Origin of the sequence: Streptomyces sp. NPDC001903, from assembly GCF_042891345.1 — a bacterium.
Lineage (GTDB): Bacteria > Actinomycetota > Actinomycetes > Streptomycetales > Streptomycetaceae > Streptomyces.
The window spans coordinates 15,860-34,151 of sequence record NZ_JBIASZ010000001.1; the positions used below are offsets into that span (position 1 = coordinate 15,860).

Annotated in this window: 17 protein-coding genes; 10 read left to right on the plus strand and 7 right to left on the minus strand. The window is 72.8% G+C overall.

The genetic code is table 11. The annotated features are described in order from the left end of the window. Positions 1-112: 112 nt before the first annotated feature. The 5 genes from ACFYZS_RS00080 to hutH all read left to right on the plus strand — a co-directional run bounded on the left by ACFYZS_RS00080 (position 113) and on the right by hutH (position 5,985). Entirely contained in the window at positions 113-979 is an 867-nt protein-coding gene (locus tag ACFYZS_RS00080; RefSeq protein ID WP_389005166.1) for a biotin--[acetyl-CoA-carboxylase] ligase, read from the plus strand. A gap of 142 nt (positions 980-1,121) precedes the next feature. Further along, entirely contained in the window at positions 1,122-2,306 is a 1,185-nt protein-coding gene (locus ACFYZS_RS00085) for an adenylate/guanylate cyclase domain-containing protein (RefSeq protein WP_389005168.1), read from the plus strand. Between the two features lie 25 nt (positions 2,307-2,331). Beyond that, positions 2,332-3,114, plus strand: coding sequence for an enoyl-CoA hydratase/isomerase family protein (locus ACFYZS_RS00090; protein WP_389005170.1), 783 nt, complete (start codon positions 2,332-2,334; stop codon positions 3,112-3,114). 129 nt (positions 3,115-3,243) lie between these two features. After that, positions 3,244-4,359: a diguanylate cyclase domain-containing protein gene (locus ACFYZS_RS00095; RefSeq protein WP_389005172.1), complete on the plus strand. Its 1,116-nt coding sequence runs from the start codon at positions 3,244-3,246 to the stop codon at positions 4,357-4,359. Between the two features lie 84 nt (positions 4,360-4,443). Further along, positions 4,444-5,985: a histidine ammonia-lyase gene (gene hutH / locus ACFYZS_RS00100; RefSeq protein WP_389006247.1), complete on the plus strand. Its 1,542-nt coding sequence runs from the start codon at positions 4,444-4,446 to the stop codon at positions 5,983-5,985. Between the two features lie 104 nt (positions 5,986-6,089). Here the strand turns inward: hutH and ACFYZS_RS00105 are convergent, their stop codons facing one another. Then, the gene (locus tag ACFYZS_RS00105; protein WP_389005174.1) at positions 6,090-6,464 is read right to left on the minus strand and encodes a hypothetical protein; all 375 of its coding nucleotides are present in this window, start codon (positions 6,462-6,464) and stop codon (positions 6,090-6,092) included. Positions 6,465-6,619: 155 nt separating this feature from the next. Here ACFYZS_RS00105 and ACFYZS_RS00110 point away from each other — a divergent pair, with 155 nt between their 5' ends. Both ACFYZS_RS00110 and ACFYZS_RS00115 read left to right on the plus strand, forming a co-directional pair. After that, a complete protein-coding gene (locus ACFYZS_RS00110; RefSeq protein WP_389005176.1) occupies positions 6,620-6,916 on the plus strand; it encodes a hypothetical protein in 297 nt (98 codons plus the stop codon). Between the two features lie 147 nt (positions 6,917-7,063). Further along, positions 7,064-8,338 (plus strand): Ig-like domain-containing protein, encoded by a 1,275-nt coding sequence (locus ACFYZS_RS00115; protein ID WP_389005178.1) that lies wholly within the window; start codon positions 7,064-7,066, stop codon positions 8,336-8,338. 94 nt (positions 8,339-8,432) lie between these two features. Here ACFYZS_RS00115 and ACFYZS_RS00120 read toward each other — a convergent pair whose 3' ends face one another. Next, positions 8,433-9,377 carry a helix-turn-helix transcriptional regulator gene (locus ACFYZS_RS00120; protein WP_389005180.1) on the minus strand — a complete coding sequence of 315 codons (945 nt, stop codon included), beginning with the start codon at positions 9,375-9,377 and terminating at the stop codon, positions 8,433-8,435. 166 nt (positions 9,378-9,543) lie between these two features. Here ACFYZS_RS00120 and ACFYZS_RS00125 point away from each other — a divergent pair, with 166 nt between their 5' ends. Beyond that, a complete protein-coding gene (locus tag ACFYZS_RS00125) occupies positions 9,544-10,617 on the plus strand; it encodes an NAD(P)-dependent alcohol dehydrogenase (RefSeq protein ID WP_389005182.1) in 1,074 nt (357 codons plus the stop codon). Positions 10,618-10,652: 35 nt separating this feature from the next. Here ACFYZS_RS00125 and ACFYZS_RS00130 read toward each other — a convergent pair whose 3' ends face one another. After that, positions 10,653-13,841: a tetratricopeptide repeat protein gene (locus ACFYZS_RS00130; protein ID WP_389005184.1), complete on the minus strand. Its 3,189-nt coding sequence runs from the start codon at positions 13,839-13,841 to the stop codon at positions 10,653-10,655. Between the two features lie 124 nt (positions 13,842-13,965). On the opposite strand from ACFYZS_RS00130, the gene ACFYZS_RS00135 reads away from it, so the two are divergent. Beyond that, positions 13,966-14,358 (plus strand): hypothetical protein, encoded by a 393-nt coding sequence (locus ACFYZS_RS00135; protein WP_389005186.1) that lies wholly within the window; start codon positions 13,966-13,968, stop codon positions 14,356-14,358. Between the two features lie 92 nt (positions 14,359-14,450). Here ACFYZS_RS00135 and msrA read toward each other — a convergent pair whose 3' ends face one another. Together msrA and ACFYZS_RS00145 are read right to left on the minus strand one after the other, a co-directional pair. Further along, on the minus strand, positions 14,451-15,116 hold the full coding sequence (gene msrA, locus ACFYZS_RS00140; RefSeq protein ID WP_389005188.1) for a peptide-methionine (S)-S-oxide reductase MsrA: 666 nt from the start codon (positions 15,114-15,116) through the stop codon (positions 14,451-14,453). A gap of 103 nt (positions 15,117-15,219) precedes the next feature. Then, a complete protein-coding gene (locus ACFYZS_RS00145; protein ID WP_389005190.1) occupies positions 15,220-16,326 on the minus strand; it encodes a hypothetical protein in 1,107 nt (368 codons plus the stop codon). 82 nt (positions 16,327-16,408) lie between these two features. On the opposite strand from ACFYZS_RS00145, the gene ACFYZS_RS00150 reads away from it, so the two are divergent. Further along, on the plus strand, positions 16,409-17,566 hold the full coding sequence (locus ACFYZS_RS00150; protein WP_389005192.1) for a cystathionine gamma-synthase: 1,158 nt from the start codon (positions 16,409-16,411) through the stop codon (positions 17,564-17,566). 43 nt (positions 17,567-17,609) lie between these two features. Here ACFYZS_RS00150 and ACFYZS_RS00155 read toward each other — a convergent pair whose 3' ends face one another. After that, positions 17,610-17,861, minus strand: a complete 252-nt coding sequence (locus ACFYZS_RS00155) for a hypothetical protein (RefSeq protein ID WP_389005194.1) — start codon at positions 17,859-17,861, stop codon at positions 17,610-17,612. After that, positions 17,858-18,286: a sigma factor-like helix-turn-helix DNA-binding protein gene (locus tag ACFYZS_RS00160; RefSeq protein WP_389005196.1), complete on the minus strand. Its 429-nt coding sequence runs from the start codon at positions 18,284-18,286 to the stop codon at positions 17,858-17,860. Before ACFYZS_RS00160 ends, ACFYZS_RS00155 begins: the two co-directional genes overlap by 4 nt. Positions 18,287-18,292: the final 6 nt, after the last annotated feature.

The following is an 18,292-nucleotide window of genomic DNA, read 5'->3' on the forward strand; positions in this document are numbered from 1 at the left end:
GTGGTCTCAACTGCCTGGTCAATTGATTGACTACTGCTGGCTACTGGTGCGTAGCGTATCGGCGGGCATGGCGCTCGGCAGTGCGGCGTTTGACACACCTAATCTGGCTTGCATGACGCCATCAGATGCATCAGGTGCGGCTTCCACCGGCCGCTGGTCGAGTCTCGAGCGGCCGCCTTTGAGCGCCGCCGCGCTGGAGCGGGCCCTCGTCACGGACGGGGGGCTGTGGAGCTCGGTCGAGGTGGTCGCCGCCACCGGGTCCACCAACACCGATCTCGCCGCCCGGGCCGGGAGGCTGCCCGAGGGGGCCGTCCTCGTCGCCGAGGAGCAGACCGCCGGGCGCGGGCGGCTCGACCGGAGCTGGGTCGCACCACCGCGGTCCGGGCTGTTCTTCTCCGTCCTGCTCAAGCCGGGCGATTCCGTGCCGCAGGAGCGGTGGGGGTGGCTGACCCTGCTGGCCGGGGTGGCCGCCGCGAGCGGGCTGTCCCGGGCCGCCGGCGTGGACGCGGCCCTCAAGTGGCCCAACGACCTGCTCGTCACCGTGAACGGGGAGGAGCGCAAGACCGGCGGCATCCTCGCCGAGCGGGTCGGCGACGGGGTCGTGATCGGGATCGGGCTCAACGTCACCCTGACCGAGGAAGAGCTGCCGGTGCCGGAAGCCGGTTCGCTGATCCTGGCCAAGGCCGCCGTGACGGACCGGGAACCCCTGCTGAAGGCCGTGCTGCGCTCGCTGGAGCAGTGGTACGGGGACTGGCGCGCGGCGGGCGGGGACCCGGCCGCCAGCGGGCTCCAGGAGGCGTACGCGGCGGACTGCGTGACCCTCGGCCGGCACGTACGGGCGGACCTGCCCGGCGGCCGCACGCTCACCGGGACGGCCGAAGCGGTCGACGCGGACGGGCGGCTCGTGATCCGCACGGCCGAGGAGCAGCACGAGGCCGTGGGGGCCGGGGACGTCGTCCACCTGCGGTCGGTGCGGTAGCCGGCCCGGCGCCGGCGCCACGGCTGCGGGGAGTGGGGAGTGAGCTACGGCACACCTGCCGTATGGTTTAGGCGATCCCGGTCCTCCCGGTGATCACCCGGTTCGGCAGGGCAGTGCGCACGGAATGGACAGGAGGCGGCCCTTGACCGTCGACGACTCTACGTCCGGCGCGTCCGCCTCCCGGACGGGCGGCGCGGGGCCGGCCGGCTCGGGATCCACCGGTCCGGGCACCCCGATCGGACGCGACCAGCACACTCCCCACCACGAGGTCGACCACACGGCGCAGCCGACGGCCGACCCGCTCGCCATCCGCCTGGAGCAGCTGATCCTGGGCGCGGAGCGCCGGTACACCCCGTTCCAGGCGGCCCGCAGCGCCGGGGTCTCGATGGAGCTCGCCTCCCGCTTCTGGCGGGCCATGGGCTTCGCGGACATCGGCCAGGCCAAGGCGCTGACGGAGGCCGACGTACTGGCGCTGCGCCGGCTCGCGGGCCTCGTCGAGGCCGGGCTGCTGAGCGAGCCGATGGCCGTGCAGGTGGCGCGGTCCACCGGGCAGACCACCGCCCGGCTGGCCGAATGGCAGATCGATTCCTTCCTGGAGGGTCTGACGGAGCCGCCGGAGCCGGGAATGACCCGTACGGAGGTCACGTACCCGCTGGTCGAGCTGCTGCTGCCGGAGCTGGAGGAGTTCCTCGTCTACGTGTGGCGCCGCCAGCTGGCGGCGGCCACCGGCCGCGTGGTGCAGGTCGCGGACGACGAGGAGATGGTCGACCGGCGGCTCGCGGTGGGCTTCGCGGACCTGGTCGGCTTCACGCGCCTGACGCGGCGGCTGGAGGAGGAGGAGCTCGGCGAGCTCGTCGAGTCCTTCGAGACGACCTCGGCGGACCTGGTGGCCGCCCACGGCGGCCGGCTGATCAAGACCCTGGGCGACGAGGTGCTGTACTGCGCCGACGACGCGGCGACGGCGGCGGAGATCGCGCTGCGGCTGATCGAGACGATGGAAGCGGACGCCCAGATGCCGGAGCTGCGCGTCGGCATGGCGTTCGGGACGGTGACGACCCGGATGGGCGACGTCTTCGGCACCACCGTGAACCTGGCCTCGCGGCTGACGTCGATAGCGCCGAAGGACGCGGTCCTCGTCGACGGCGCGATGGCGGAGGAGCTGGGCCGGACGGGCGCCGCGCCGGTCTCCGAGAAGGAGGCCGAGGCGGAGGAGGGCGGCGGCACGTACCGCTTCGCGCTCCAGCCGATGTGGCAGCGGCCGGTGCGCGGACTGGGGGTCGTGGAGCCCTGGTCGCTGACCCGGCGGAAGCCTAAGATCCCCGGGTAACGTTCGTTAACCGGGAGGGTCTTTCGTGTCTGAGTTCGTGGCTGTGCGCCGTCATGAGGACGGGGTCGCGGAGCTGGTCCTGGACCGGCCGAAGGCGATGAACGCCGTCTCGACGGAGATGGCGCGGGCCATCGGCGACGCGTGCGCGGAGCTCGCGGCGGACGCCTCGGTACGGGTGGTCGTGCTGTCGTCGGCGGTGGAGCGGGCGTTCTGCGTCGGGGCCGACCTCAAGGAGCGCAACTCGCTCTCGGACGCGGAGCTGGTGCGCCAGCGGCCGACCACGCGGGGCGCGTACGGGGGCGTGCTGGAGCTGCCGATGCCCACGATCGCGGCGGTGCACGGCTTCGCGCTGGGCGGCGGCTTCGAGCTGGCGCTGGCCTGCGACGTGATCGTGGCGGACGAGAGCGCGGTGGTCGGGCTGCCGGAGGTCTCGGTGGGCGTGATTCCCGGTGGCGGCGGTACGCAGCTGCTGCCGCGGCGGGTGGGCGCGGCGCGGGCGGCGGAGCTGATCTTCACGGCGCGGCGGGTGGAGGCGGCGGAGGCGCTGTCGCTGGGCCTGGTCGACTCGGTGGTCCCGGCGGGCACGGACCGCGACGAGGCGCTCGCGCTGGCGGCCCGGATGGCGGCGAACTCCCCGGTGGGCCTGCGGGCGGCGAAGCGCGCCCTGCGCCTGGGCCACGGGATGGACCTGGCGGCCGGGCTGGAGATCGAGGACGCGGCCTGGCGGACGGTGGCCTTCTCGGGGGACCGGGCGGAGGGCGTGGCGGCGTTCAACGAGAAGCGCCGCCCGAACTGGCCGGGCCACTGACCGGAGGCCGAAGGCCCTGGAGGCCGAAGACCTCGGGCGCCGAAGGCCCCGGCCGCCGAAGGCACCGGTCGCGGGTTCAAGATCGCGGCGTTTGTCGGCAAATCTGACGAAACTCCCTAACCTGGGGTGATGGGAGTCGACGGACGGCTGCGAGCCGTCGTGGGGCTGGCGCAGGCCATGGCCGCCGCATGCGCACCGCGGGACAGCGTGCGGGCCGCCGCCCGCGGGGCCCGGCTCGCGATGGACGGCTCCTTCGCCGCGATCTCCGCCTGGGAGCGCGAGCGCGGCCGGCTCCGCGTCCTGGTGAACGAGGGCGGGCTGCGGCACGGGGAGGAGGAGTTTCCCGAGGACGAGTCCTATCCCGTCCACGACTTCCCCGAGATCACCGAGTTCCTGCACGAGCGGTGGGTCGGGGGCGGCGGCCCGCACGCCTGGGTGGAGGCGGCCGGCGGCGGGCGCCCGGGGCGGCGCGGCGAGGCCCTGCGCCGCCGCGGCCGCGGGACCTGCGTCGTCGCGCCCATCGTGCTCAGCGGCCGCGCCTGGGGCGAGCTGTACGTAGCCCGCGACGCGGGCCTGGCGGACTTCGACGAGGACGACGCCGAGTTCGCGACCGTCCTGGCCGCCGTCGTGGCGGCCGGCCTCGCGCAGAACGAGCGGCTGGAAGAGGCCCGCCGCCTCGCCTTCACCGATCCGCTGACCGGTCTCGCCAACCGCCGCGCCGTCGACATGCGGCTCGACGAGGCCTTGGAGAAGCACCGGCGCGCCGCCGCCGTGGTCAGCCTCGTCGTCTGCGACCTGAACGGGCTCAAGAAGGTCAACGACACCCACGGCCACGCCATGGGCGACCGGCTGCTGGAGCGGTTCGGGTCCGTGCTCAGCCTCTGCGGGGCGATGCTGCCCGGCGCGCTCGTGGCCCGGCTCGGCGGTGACGAGTTCTGCCTGGTCAGTGTCGGCCCCCCGGCCGACGAGGTGGTGCGGGTCACCGAGGAGCTGTGCCTGCGCGCCGCGGAGCTGGAGCTGGGCGAGGGCGTGGCCTGCGGGGTCGCGTCCACCGGGGACCCCATCGGGCCCGTGAAGTCCTCCCGGCGGCTGTTCCGGCTGGCCGACGCCGCCCAGTACAAGGCCAAGGCCGCCCGCTCCGCGAAGCCCGTCGTCGCCGGCCGCGACACCGCCGTCGTCCGCCTGGCCGACGCCGCCGGGCAGGAGGCGGCCGGCGAACGCCGCCGCTTCCGCGGCCGCGCGTGACCGCCGCCGTGACGGCGTAAGGGTCCCTCCCGAAAGTCGCTAGTGACATGAAGCGATTCAGTCCGTAGGGTGCTGAATATGGATATGCACACTGTCGTGGTGGGGACGTCCGGGACCACCGCCGAGGACGTCATCGCCGTCGCCCGCGGCAACGCGCGGATCGAGCTGTCCGGCGAGGCGCTCGACGCCCTCGCCCGCGCCCGCGAGATCGTCGACGCCCTCGCCGCCAAGCCCGAACCCGTCTACGGGGTGTCCACCGGCTTCGGCGCCCTCGCCTCCCGGCACATCAGCCCCGAGCTGCGCGCCCAGCTCCAGCGCAACATCGTCCGCTCGCACGCCGCCGGCATGGGCCCGCGCGTCGAGCGGGAGGTCGTGCGCGCCCTGATGTTCCTGCGCCTGAAGACCGTCGCCTCCGGCCACACCGGCGTCCGGCCGTCCGTCGCGCAGACGATGGTCGACGTACTCAACGCGGGCATCACGCCCGTCGTCCACGAGTACGGCTCGCTCGGCTGCTCCGGCGACCTCGCGCCGCTCTCGCACTGCGCGCTCACCCTGATGGGCGAAGGCGACGCCGAGGGTCCGGACGGGGTCGTGCGCCCCGCCGGCGAGCTGCTCGCCGAGGCCGGGATCCGGCCCGTCGAGCTCAAGGAGAAGGAGGGCCTCGCCCTCCTCAACGGCACCGACGGCATGCTCGGCATGCTGGTCATGGCCCTCGCCGACCTCGACAAGCTCTACAAGTCCGCGGACATCACCGCCGCGCTGACCCTCGAGGCGCTGCTCGGCACCGAGAAGGTGCTCGCGCCCGAGCTGCACGCCATCCGCCCGCACCCGGGCCAGGGCGCCTCCGCCGCGAACATGGCCGCCGTCCTGAAGGACTCCGGGCTCACCGGGCACTTCCAGGAGGAGTCCGCCCCGCGCGTGCAGGACGCGTACTCCGTGCGTTGCGCCCCGCAGGTCGCCGGCGCCGGCCGCGACACCATGGCGCACGCCGCCCTCGTCGCCTCGCGGGAGCTGGCCTCCGCCGTCGACAACCCGGTGGTGCTGCCCGACGGGCGCGTGGAGTCCAACGGCAACTTCCACGGCGCGCCGGTCGCGTACGTCCTGGACTTCCTGGCGATCGCGGCGGCCGACCTCGGCTCCATCGCGGAGCGCCGCACCGACCGGCTGCTCGACAAGAACCGCTCGCACGGACTGCCGCCGTTCCTCGCGGACGACGCCGGTGTGGACTCCGGTCTGATGATCGCCCAGTACACGCAGGCCGCCCTGGTCAGCGAGATGAAGCGGCTGGCCGTACCGGCCTCCGCCGACTCGATCCCCTCCTCCGCCATGCAGGAGGACCACGTCTCGATGGGCTGGTCGGCCGCGCGCAAGCTCCGTACCGCCGTCGACAACCTGACCCGGATCATCGCGATCGAGATGTACGCGGCCACCCGCGCCATCGAGCTGCGGCACGGGCTCACCCCGGCCCCGGCGAGCCGGGCGGCCATCGCGGCCGCCCGCGCGGCCGGTGTGGAGGGTCCCGGGCCGGACCGCTTCCTCGCCCCCGACCTGGCCGCGGCCGACGCGTTCGTCCGCAGCGGCGGTCTCGTCGCTGCGGTGGAGCCGGTGACGGGCCCGCTCGCCTAGGCGTACCGCCGCCGCGCGGCGCGGCCGCCGCGTCGTGCGCGTGCCGAAGGGCCGCTCCCGGGAGGATTCCGGGAGCGGCCCTTCGGCGTGTGCCGGTACGGGCGCTACGCGCGCGAGCGGCGGACGGAGTACGTGACGAACCCGGCCCCGAGGCCCAGGCAGAGCGTGCCGCCCAGCAGGTACGGGGTGGTGTCGACCCCGCCGGTGTCGGCGAGCCCCAGCGGGACCTGGCCGGCGCTCTGCGCGGTGTCGCCGGAGGCGTCCGAGGAATCCGGCGCCACCGTGGTCACCGACCCCGTACCCGCCGTGTTGGCGGACTCCGGCGCGGCGGAACCGGAACCGGAACCGGAACCGGAGGACGTGGAGGATTCCGCCCCCGCGGACCCCGGTGCGGTGGCGTTCGCCGAGGGCACGAACCAGAGGGCGGCGAGGAGGCTGGTCGCCCCGAGAGCGGTGAGCAGCGGTCGACGTGCGGACACGGTGCGATCCCCCTTGCGGACGCAGCGAATTGGCCGTGTGCGGTGATGCTACGGACAAGGGCGGGTCGTGGGAAAGTCGGGGCTGTCGCGGGCTTACGCTCCGTCGTATGAACCCTTCTGACACATCACGATACGTCCGTCTTCGAGTGGATTTGGTGCTGGAAGTGCCCGACGTCGAGGCGCTCACCGGCGCCGCGCTCGCGCACATCGAGGCCGACGAGTTCATGCCGGACGAGGAGCGCGGCCACGCGGAATCGGCGGTACGGGAGGACGAATCGGAGGCGCTCGCGTACCTCGTCGACCCCACTGACCTGGTCGCGGACATCCCCGGGGTGGAGCTGGCGCAGGCCTCCTGGAGCAGCGAGCCCGTCGAATACGACCCCGAGTCCCTGGAGTGGGACCTGGGCGAGGAAGATGGGGAGTACGACGAAGAGACGACCGACAACGCCTGACCGTGTGGTTGCCCACATTCAAACGGGATGTGGAACCGATCCGGGCCTTCAACGCGTTGACTGGTGCGAGGCAGGGGGCGTGTCTCCCTGCCTTGATCGGGGCACCACCCGGCGGTGACCGGGGGAAGCTCGGGGGTTCTGGCAACGATGGAGTGGCGTGTGAGGACGGACAAGAAGCGGCGGAGAAGGTCCCTGGTGGCCATATCCGCCGTACTCGGTGGCGTGCTGGTGCTCTCGGCCTGCGGCGGTGGCGACGAAGGCAAGGCCAAGGGCGGGGACTCGAGCAGCGGCAAGTCGCAGTCGGACGTGGACGCCGCCGCGGCCAAGGACGCCTCCAAGGCCAAGATAACGATCACGCCGAAGGACGGCGCGACCAATGTCGGCCTGAACGACGCGGCCAACGTCGCCGTCGCCGACGGCACCCTCACGGCGGTCGAGCTGAAGACCTCCGAGGGCGCGGCCGTGGCCGGCAAGATAGCCGCCGACGGCAAGAGCTGGAAGCCGGACGCCGCGCTGAAGCGCTCCACGAAGTACGCCCTGTCGGCCACCGCCAAGGACGAGGCCGGCAAGGAGGCGCACGAGAACGCGTCCTTCACCACCGTCTCCCCGGAGAACAGCTTCGTCGGCTCGTTCATACCGGACGACGGCCAGACCGTCGGCGTGGGCATGCCGGTCTCGATCACCTTCAACAAGGCGATCAAGGACCAGAAGGCGGTCCAGGCGGCGATCACCGTCACCTCCAGCAGCGGCCAGGAGGTCGTCGGGCACTGGTTCAGCGCCCAGCGCCTGGACTTCCGCCCGGAGCAGTACTGGCAGGCCGGCTCCACCGTCACGCTGAAGCTGGCGCTGGAAGGGGTGCAGGGCGCCCCCGGCGTCCAGGGCGTGCAGAACCGGACCGCCACCTTCAAGATCGGCCGCAGCCAGGTCTCGACGGTCGACGCGAAGACGAAGAAGATGACCGTCACCCGGGACGGCGCGGTCCTCAAGACCATCCCGATCTCGGCGGGCTCCCCGGAGAACCCGACGTACAACGGCCAGATGGTGATCTCCGAGAAGTTCAAGGAGACCCGGATGGACGGCTCCACCGTCGGCTTCAAGAACAGCGAGGGCAAGGGCGAGTACGACATCAAGGACGTCCCGCACGCGATGCGGCTGTCCCAGTCGGGCACGTTCATCCACGGCAACTACTGGGGACCGGACTCGGTCTTCGGCAGCGCGAACACGAGCCACGGCTGTGTCGGTCTGAACGACACGCAGGGCGCGAACGACCCGAACCAGCCCGCGGCCTGGTTCTACGACAACTCGCTCATCGGTGACGTGGTCACGGTGGTCAACTCGCCGGACAAGACCATCAAGCCGGAGAACGGCCTCAACGGCTGGAACATGAGCTGGGCGGACTGGAAGGCCGGCGCGGCCGCCTGACCCCGGTCCCGACCGAACCCCGCGGATGGCGGGGAGCCCCCCCGGAAACGGTGGAGGCTCCCCGCCATCCGCCGTTGCGGGGACCGGGACGGGCTCAGGCCGTGGCCCCGTCGGAGGACGGAGCAGACGGAGCAGACGGAGCAGACGGAGCCGACGGGGCGGAAGGGGCCGAGGGGGTCGACGGCGCGGTGGGCGCCGACCAGGAGGCCAGCATCCGCAATGCGTCCTGCGAGGGGGAACCCGGCGCCGCGTGGTAGGTGACCAGCACCTGTGCCGAGTCGCCCGGCAGGGCCAGCGTCTCGAAGGACAGGGACAGTTCGCCGACCAGGGGGTGCCGCAGCTTCTTCACCCCGTGCGTCTTGTTGTCCGCCAGCGTGTGCGCCGCCCACAGCCGGCGGAATTCCTCGTTCTTCACCGACAGCTCACCGACCAGCGCCGACAGCTGTTCGTCGTCCGGGTGCTCGCCCGCGTACATGCGCAGACCGCTCACGACCCGGCAGGCCAGGCAGTCCCACTCCGCGTAGAGCTCGGCCGCCGCCGGGTCCAGGAACACCAGCCGCACCAGGTTGCGCTCCTGGGGCGGCAGCAGGCCGAAGTCCCCGAACACCGCCGCGGCCAGCCGGTTCCACCCGATGACGTCCTGCCGCCGCCCCAGGAGGTACGCCGGCACCCCGTCCATCGCGTCCATCAGCGTCCGCAGCTCCGGGCGCACGTGCTCCGCCCGGTACTGCCTCGCGCGCTGCCTGCGGGGCCGGGGGCGGGCCAGGTGGGTCAGGTGGGCCGTCTCCGTACCGTCCAGGCGCAGCGCGCGGGCGATCGCGTCGAGCACCTCCGCGGACACGTTCTGCCCGTGCCCCTGTTCGAGCCGGGTGTAGTACGCCACCGATACGCCCGCCAGCTGGGCCAGTTCCTCGCGGCGCAGCCCGGGTACGCGGCGGTGGCGCCCGTAGTCCGGCAGGCCGACGTCCGAGGGGCGCAGCCGCGCACGGCGGGAGCGGAGGAACTCGCCCAGTTCGGCACGCTGATCAAGCTGGTCCATGACGCCAGTATCGCCGGGCGGCCGCGGCGCCGGGGCCGTGTTCCTGACCCCGCCAGGGGTAGGACCGCCGGTCCTAGGCAGGACAGGGGCGTGGCTGCCGGCGGCCCGTCCGGGGATCGTTCGGTGCACGCAGACCGTCAGCAGCACCGTTCGAGGAGTCCTCACCATGTCCGACCACCAGGTCGCCCACGTCGCCCGGGTCGCTCAGGTCGCCGCCTACGCGGCCCCCGCCGCGAAGGCCCCGCTGGAGCGCACCACCGTGCCGCGCCGCCCCGTAGGCGAGCACGACGTCCTGATCGAGGTCAAGTACGCCGGCATCTGCCACTCCGACATCCACCAGGTCCGCGACGGCTGGGGCGAGGGCATCTACCCGATGGTCCCGGGGCACGAGATCGCCGGTGTCGTCGCCGAAGTCGGGCCGGGCGTCACCAAGTTCACGGTCGGCGACCACGTCGGAGTGGGCTGCTTCGTCGACTCGTGCCGGGAGTGCGAGTACTGCCTGCGCGGGCAGGAGCAGTACTGCGTCAAGGGCATGACCGGCACGTACAACGCCCTCGACCGGCAGGGCGAGCCCACGTACGGCGGCTACTCCACGCACCTCGTCGTCGACGAGAACTACACGGTCCGCATCCCCGACGGCCTGTCCCTGGACGTGGCGGCCCCGCTGCTGTGCGCCGGGATCACGCTGTACTCCCCGCTGAAGCACTGGCAGGCGGGTCCCGGCAAGAAGGTCGCGATCGTCGGCCTCGGCGGGCTCGGGCACATGGGCGTGAAGATCGCCGCGGCCCTCGGGGCGGAGGTCACCGTCCTGTCGCAGTCGCTGCGCAAGCGGGAGGACGGCCTGCGGCTGGGCGCCTCCCACTACTACGCCACGAGCGACCGGTCCACCTTCGAGGAGCTGGCCGGCAGCTTCGACCTGGTCGTCTCGACGGTCTCGGCCCCGCTCGGCCTCGACGCGTACCTCGGCCTGCTGAAGGTCGACGGCGCGCTGGTGAACGTGGGCGCGCCGGAGGAGCCGGTCGAGCTGAACCTGTTCTCGGTCATCCAGGGCCGCAAGACCCTGGCCGGCTCGATGATCGGCGGCATCGCCGAGACCCAGGAGATGCTGGACTTCTGCGCCGAGCACGGCCTGGGCTCGGAGATCGAGCTCATCCCCGCGTCCGAGATCAACGCCGCCTACGACCGGGTCCTGTCCAGCGACGTCCGCTACCGCTTCGTGATCGACGCCTCGACGATCTGACGGCGCCCGGGGCGGACCCGCGGCCGGCCGCCGCGCTAGCCGGGTGACCGCAGGACGGCGATCAGCACGCGCAGGCGTTGGCGCAGTCCCCGCTGCCAGCCGTTGTACAGCTGGGTGTAAGAGGCGTGCGCCAGGGCGTTCGGCGCCGAACGCAGAGCGCCGATGCCCAGCATGTTCCGTGCGACCGCGCCCTTGATCCGGACGATGGGCGCAGAGTACTTCCTCGCGATGAGAACCATGACGCGTTCCAGGATCTCGCGTGCCTCCGCCTCCCGGTCACCGCTCCAGGCGCCCAGGGCGGCGAGGCTCGTCCATGCCAGGAGTCCGCAGTCTTCGTCGCCGACCTCCAGGGCGATGGCGAGACTCCGTTCGAAGAGCCGGATCGCCTCCTGCTGATTCGACTCCTCGTGCACGCCCCTGCGCAGCGTGAGGATGGCCAGGTCCCTGAGGGCATGGACCTCGGGGAGGCCGCCGGCGCTGCCCCCGAGCAGGTTCACGGCTTTCTCGTAGCGGGCCGCCGCTTCCTTCTCGCCCTTGGTGTGCAGTGCGGCATCACCGAGGAGGACCAGAACGGTCGCCCGGCCCTCGCGGTTCCCCCGTTCCTCCTGGATGCGCAGGGCCTTCACGAAATACGACTCCGCGTCCGCGAACCGGCGCTCCCTCATGGCGAGGTGGCCGAGGCACTTCAGGGTGCCGGCCTCGCCGCCGCGATCGCCCAGGCTCTCCATGATGCCGAGCTCCTCGTGGAACAGGGCGTCCGCCTCCTCGGGCAGGTGCCTGCGCGACGCGAAATGGGCACGCGCGTGCAGGACCTGGGAGCGGACCACGGGATCCTCGTGGGCGTCGGCCAGATCGGCGGCCTGCGCCAGCAGCCGCTCCTCCGCGTCGGACCCGCCGTCGGACCGGGCGAGCTGGGCGAGCGAGATGAGGCTGCCCGCCTCGTTCCCCGGATGTCCCAGGGACCGGTTGATCTCGACCGACCGCCACAGGAGGGGCTCGGCCTCCTGCGGGCGGTCCGCATCGATGAGCAGGGTGGCCAGGTTGTGCAGGATCACCGCCTCCCCGTGGCGTTCGCCCTCCTCACGGTGCTCCGCCAGGAGGGTGCGGTAGTAAGCCTCCGCCTCCTCGGCCCGGCCGGTCCCGCGCAGGAGCGTGCACAGGCGGTTGAGCGTGTCGTTCGCGGCGTAGGAGTTCCCGGCCTCCTTGAAGAGCCCGGCCGCCTCCCGATAGAGCGATTCGGCTTCCTCTTCGTGTCCGTGTGACTCCGCGAGCATGATCGCCAGCGATTTCATCGTCCTGGCCCGGCCGATCCCGTCCCCGATCGCCCGCTGCTCCTCCAGCGCCTTGCGGTAGGCGCCTTCCGCCCACTGCGAGGCCCCGCCCGTCCTGCGGCGCAGATCCGCCCTGCGCCGCAGCGCGTCCGCGGCGCAGATGTGGTCGCCCGCCGCGAGCAGGAGCGCACGGGCTTCCTTGAACATGCGCGCCGCCGCATCGGGGTCGGACGGCGTCCGGAGCCGGGCCAGTGTCCGCAGCAGGTGGCCGGCGGGCTTCTTCCTGCCCAGCGACCGGTCGATCCGCAGCGCCCGCTCGTACAGGTCCACCGCCTCGTCGGACCCGCCCCTCTCGGCGACCTGTCCCAGCAGTTTCAGTGCTTCCGCCTGACCCTTCTTGTTGCCCGCACCCCGAAAGCTGTCGCAGGCCTGGCGCAGCAGCGATTCGGCGTCGTCGTCGCGATCCTGGTCGAGCGCGATGCGTCCGCCCGTGAGGGCCGCCGCGGCGGCCACGGCCGGGAAGTGGCGGAAGGTGTGCGGTGCCTGCTCCGGAGCGGTGACGATCTCGACGAGCCGCACCACTTCGTCCGTGTCACCGACGCGTGCCAGTTCGCGCCGCCGCTCCAGCCAAGCGTTCACGCAGGTGGCGTCGCCCGTGGCGAAGCGGTGGTAGGCCTCGTCCATGAAGCTGTCGCGTACGGCGAAGTACGCCGCCGCGCGCTCGTGCAACGCCTGCCGGTAGGACGGCTCTTCGCGGTCGAGGTAGGTGAGGACGGCCAGCCGCACCAGCTCGTGCATGCGCCGCTCCGGCCGGCCCTGGGGCTCCTGGACCACGCGCATGAAGGAGTAGCCGCACAGCGTTTCGTACCACTCCGGCGACAGCGGCGTCCCTTCGAGGAGCATGGCCACCGCCTCTTTCGACACGCTGCGCAGGGTGGCCGAGGCCATCACCACGCGGCGCTGCTCCCGTGGCAGGCGTCGCATGAACTGGTTGGGCAGCCATTCGTGGGCCGCCCGCCCGGCGGCGGACTCGGCCAGCCACTGAGGTGTGACGGCCTCGTCGGCGTCGCGGCCGTGCCGGGCGAGCTCGGCCACGAGGGCGGTCCAGACCGGCACCCCCCGGCACACCGTGTGCACGGGACGGCTCAGCTTCCGGGCGTCGAGGCCGCAGGAATCGAGGTACTGGGACGTGTGCTCCAGCGTCCACTCGGTCAGCTCGACCCGTTCCGCGACGATGTGTGCGGGCAGGTGCTCCACCGGCTCGCGTCCGGCCAGCACCACCCTCAGCCCGCGCGCCTCCTCGAGGAGCCTGGGCAGCAGCACGCCGCCGAACCACTGGCCGACACCCTCCTGGCGGTCGCCGTGCTCGGAGGATCCGGGCGTGGCGTCGGTGAGCAGGCGCAGGCGCTCGCTCGTGTCCAGCATCAGCACGCAGCGGCGGCGGCGCAGGCCGCGGGCCAGCCGGCACAACTCGTCGGTGAGGACGTCGCGGTCGACGGCCCCCCTGGCCTGTCTGGCGTCCACGTGGACGGAGGTCCCGGAGACGGAGCTGTTCTCGGTCGCCTGTACGTGCGTGTTGACGTAGGTCGGGGCCGCGCTCGCCGCGGCGCGCACGCGGGACCGGAATCTGGCGTAGCGGCGGCGTGCGAGAAAGGGACGCGCGGACCAGTTCGCGATGACGCGGGCGATGCTGTCCACCAGCACCGTCGCCAGGTCCCGCCCCAGCTCACCGGAGTGCGCGTCCACGGCCAGCAGTTGATCCAGATCGATCAGTTCGCAGCGCCGCGATGCGGCCCGGCCCTCGCGGATGTGCCGCAGCAGGGAGGACTTCCCCTGTCCCGAAACGCCCCAGTACACCAGGGTCCTGGCCGGTGAAGCACCGGCGGACATCAGGCGGTCGAAGGCCGCCAGCGGTTCCTCGCGGTCGGTGAACAGTCCTGCATCGGAGTGCATCCGTCCTCCCCAGATCAAGGAACCTGCATCACGGTACGGAGGATCGGCGCCACGTTGGCGAGAAGTAGCATCATAGTCAGGCGACTTGTCGGACTGTCCGCGAAATCATGACTCGGAGGGCTCCATGGCAGGGATCAAGCCCGGTGTGGGCGCTGCACTTTCGGTGACGCTCAGCGTTGCCACCGGTTACGTCACCAACGTCATCACCGACCGGTGGAGCTGGTCGCTGGCCATCGCCCTGGGAGTGCTCGTGGCGGCCGCCGCCGCACTCGCATGGTGGGACCGGGCCCATGCCGACACGCCGCCCCGGCGCACCACCGTCCGGCAGACGGCCGCGGGGGGCTCCACGATCACCGGAGGAGCCATCACCGCTCGGAGCGGGTCCGAGGTCACGGAGAGCGCCGAGAACAGGAGCACGATCCGGAATTCCACCATCGAGGCGGGCGAAGCGGCCCTGGTGGAGCGCAAGGCGGAGGACGACGGCCGGATCGAGGACAACCGGATCGTCACGGACTGACCCGGCCGGCACCGGCGCGTGCCCGGGGCGGTGGATCCCCCCGGGCACGGCCGACCCGGGGGGAGCCGTCCGGCGCACGCGACGCGCTGTCGTCAGTCGCCGGCGGGCGCGACGCCGATCGGGCAGCTGACCCCCGTGCCGCCGATGCCGCAGTAGCCGTCCGGGTTCTTGTCGAGGTACTGCTGGTGGTAGGGCTCCGCCGGCCAGAAGGGGCGCTCCGCGGCGGGGAGGACCGCCGTCGTGATCTCGCCGTAGCCGGAGGACGCCAGGACCTGCTGGTAGGCGGTGCGGGAGGCCTCGGCCTCCGCCTGCTGGGCCTCGGAGTGGGTGTAGATCGCCGAGCGGTACTGGGTGCCGACGTCGTTGCCCTGGCGGAAGCCCTGGGTCGGGTCGTGCGACTCCCAGAACAGCTTCAGGAGGGCGGCGTACGAGACCTGCGCCGGGTCGAAGACCACGCGGACGACCTCGGTGTGGCCGGTCCGGCCCGAGCACACCTCGTCGTACGTCGGGTTCTCGGTGAACCCGCCCTGGTAGCCGGCCAGCGTGGTCCACACCCCCGGGGTCTGCCAGAACTTGCGCTCCGCGCCCCAGAAGCAGCCCAGGCCGAAGTCCGCGACCTGGAGCCCGGCCGGGTAGGGCCCCGCGAGCGGGTTGCCCAGGACCGTGTGCCGGTCCGGGAGCGAGAACTGCGGGGTCGCGCGGCCCTGGACGGCCTCCTCGCGGGTGGGGAGCTCGGGCGTGCGGCGGTACGAGAACATGATTCCCTCCTAGTGGTGCTCCCTTCAACGGGCGAGGGCGGACCGGGATTCCCCCCGGCCCGCCCCGCGGCTGCCACGTCACACTTCCGTCATCACTCCGGGGTCAGTGGGGGAGCGTCGCCGGGGAGCCGCCGTCGGCCTCGTAGCCGGCCACCGCCAGGGCGCGGAAGACCGCGTACTGCGCCGCCGGGTCCGGGGAGGCCGACCACGGGAGGGCGCCCACGCAGCCGTCGATGTGGCGGATCTGCTCCATCGCCTCCGCCCAGCGCTCCATCGGCACCAGGAACGACAGCAGCATGTGCCGTACGTGCGCCAGCATCGGGTCGTCCTGGCGGGCGGTGTGCACCGCGTACAGCGCGCCCTCCACGGCCCGGGTCACCACCGCGCCCTGCCAGTAGTTCGTCAGGACCACGTCCGGCACGTGCTCGTACACGGCGAACAGCGGCAGCGCCGCCAGCAGCGAGCCCTTCGGGGCGCGGGCGGCGGCCGCGTGCGCGAAGGCGTCAGCCTTCTCCCGCGAGCCGTGCCACTTCTCGCACCAGTAGTGCAGCGCCGCCAGGTGCGCGCCCATGTGCGCGGGCGCGACGTCGATGACCTTCGCCCACAGCGCGTCGAACTCCGCCTCCGAGTACCCCAGCGCCCGCGCCACCGCCAGCTCCGTGATGTGCGGGACGGGGTCGCCCGGCGCCAGCAGCGCCGCCCTGCGGCAGGCCTCCCGGGCCTCCTCCAGGATGATCCGGTGGTCCGTGGAGCCCACGCCGCCCGAATGCCGCCAGGCCTGCTGCACCAGCAGCTCCGCGTGCACCTGCGCGCCGCCCGCGTCCTTCTCCGCCTCCAGCCGCCACGCCTTCAGCCAGCGGGCGCCGACCCCGGGCTCCGCGACCAGCTCCAGCGCCGCGGCCCCGCCGAAGGCCTGGACCCGCTGCCAGCGCAGCTCGCCCTCCTTCGGGGTGCCGGCCAGCAGCTGCGAGGCCGCCTGCCACTGCCCGGTGCGCTGCACGGCCTCCAGGGCGTCCATCAGGTCCTCGTCGGGCCCGGGCACCCGGATGTCCAGGTGCTCCTGGCGGGCGAAACCGTAGTTCTCGGGGTCGGCCGCGTCGGGGCTGCCCGGCGCGACCAGGCGCAGGCTGCCGCCCCGCCTGCGCCGAATGTACGGGCTGAAGGCGGCCACGAGCAGGCCGAGCGCGATCAGGAACCACAGAATCTCCATGCCCCCCAGCGAACCAGACGCACCCGCGCGAAGGCCAATGCCCCACCCCGCCGTCCGGCCCGGCCTCCCATAAGCTCTGCCCATGAGCGACGACAGCCACGAGCACCAGAGCTTCGAGACCCGCGCGATCCACGCGGGCAACACGGCGGACCCGCAGACCGGCGCGGTCGTGCCCCCGATCTACCAGGTGTCCACGTACAAGCAGGACGGCGTCGGCGGCCTGCGCGGCGGCTACGAGTACAGCCGCAGCGGCAACCCGACCCGGACCGCGCTGGAGGAGAACCTCGCGGCGCTGGAGGGCGGGGCCCGCGGCCTGGCCTTCGCGTCCGGGCTCGCCGCCGAGGACTGCCTCCTGCGTACGCTGCTCTCCCCGGGCGATCACGTGGTCATCCCGAACGACGCGTACGGCGGCACCTTCCGCCTCTTCGCGAAGGTCGTCTCCCGCTGGGGCGTGGAGTGGTCGGTGGCCGACACCTCCGACGCGGAGTCCGTACGGGCCGCCCTGACCCCGAAGACCAAGGTCATCTGGGTCGAGACCCCCTCCAACCCGCTCCTCGGCATCACCGACATCGCCGTCGTCGCCGACATCGCGCGGTCGGCCGGCGCCAAGCTGGTCGTGGACAACACCTTCGCCTCGCCCTACCTGCAGCAGCCCCTCGCGCTCGGCGCGGACGTGGTCGTGCACTCGCTGACCAAGTACATGGGCGGCCACTCCGACGTGGTCGGCGGCGCACTGGTGGCCGCGGACGCGGCGCTCGGCGAGGAGCTCGCCTACCACCAGAACGCGATGGGCGCCGTGGCCGGCCCCTTCGACTCCTGGGTCGTGCTGCGCGGCATCAAGACCCTCGCGGTGCGCATGGACCGGCACGCGGAGAACGCCGAGAAGATCGTGGAGGTGCTCAAGCGCCACCCGAAGGTCACCAAGGTCCTCTACCCGGGCCTGCCCGAGCACCCGGGCCACGAGATCGCCGCCAAGCAGATGCGCAACTTCGGCGGAATGATCTCCTTCCAGGTCGCCGGCGGCGAGGAGGAGGCGGTCGCGGTCTGCGGCCGCACCAAGGTCTTCACCCTGGCCGAGTCCCTCGGCGGCGTCGAGTCCCTCATCGAGCACCCGGGTCGCATGACCCACGCCTCGGTGGCCGGCTCGGCCCTGGAGGTCCCGGCGGACCTGATCCGCGTCTCGGTGGGCATCGAGAACGCCGACGACCTGATCGCGGACCTGACCCGGGCCCTCGGCTAGTACCCGGTCGGCATCCGGTGTGAGGAGCGCCGCCGGGCGGTGGCTACCAGCCCTCCAGGGGCGGGGAGACACCGCTCGGCGGCACCTCCCACGGGCGGGTCAGCGAGGCCCACACCGCGAAGGCCACCGCCGCCGCGGCGAGCAGCGTCCAGCCGAGCCGCCGCAGCGCCCGTCGGCGCCGCAGCAGCCGGTCCCCGCGGGCCGCGGCACTCGCCGCCAGCCCGGCCGGGACCACCGGGCGGGGGCCTTCCAGCAGCCGCCTGACCTGGTCCTCCTTGCGGTCGGGGGGACTCACGCCGCCTCCTGGGAGCGCACGGCCGCCACCGCCCGGGTGCACAGCGCCCGCACCCGCTCGACCGGCAGCCCCAGCTGGGCGGCCGTGACCTCCTCCGCGACGCCCTCGTACACGCGCAGCACCAGTACGAGCCGCTCCAGCGGGCCGAGCGGCGCGAGCGGGCCCGTGCCGCCGTGGTGGCGCCAGCCGGTGCGGGCGAAGGCGGCGCACAGCTCCTGGCGGGTGTGGTCGTAGGGGTCGTCGCGGCGGACCCGGCGCCACTGGGCGTACGTACGCGCGAGCGCGCCCGCGAGCAGCCGGCGGGCGGCGTCGGGCTCGGCCTCCGGCTCGGCGGTCAGCAGGACGGCGACGTGCAGGAGCCGCCCCGCCGCACCTGCGACGAAGGCCTCGAACTCCGCGTAGGTGCGCGGCCCGTGGTCGTCCACAGGCCA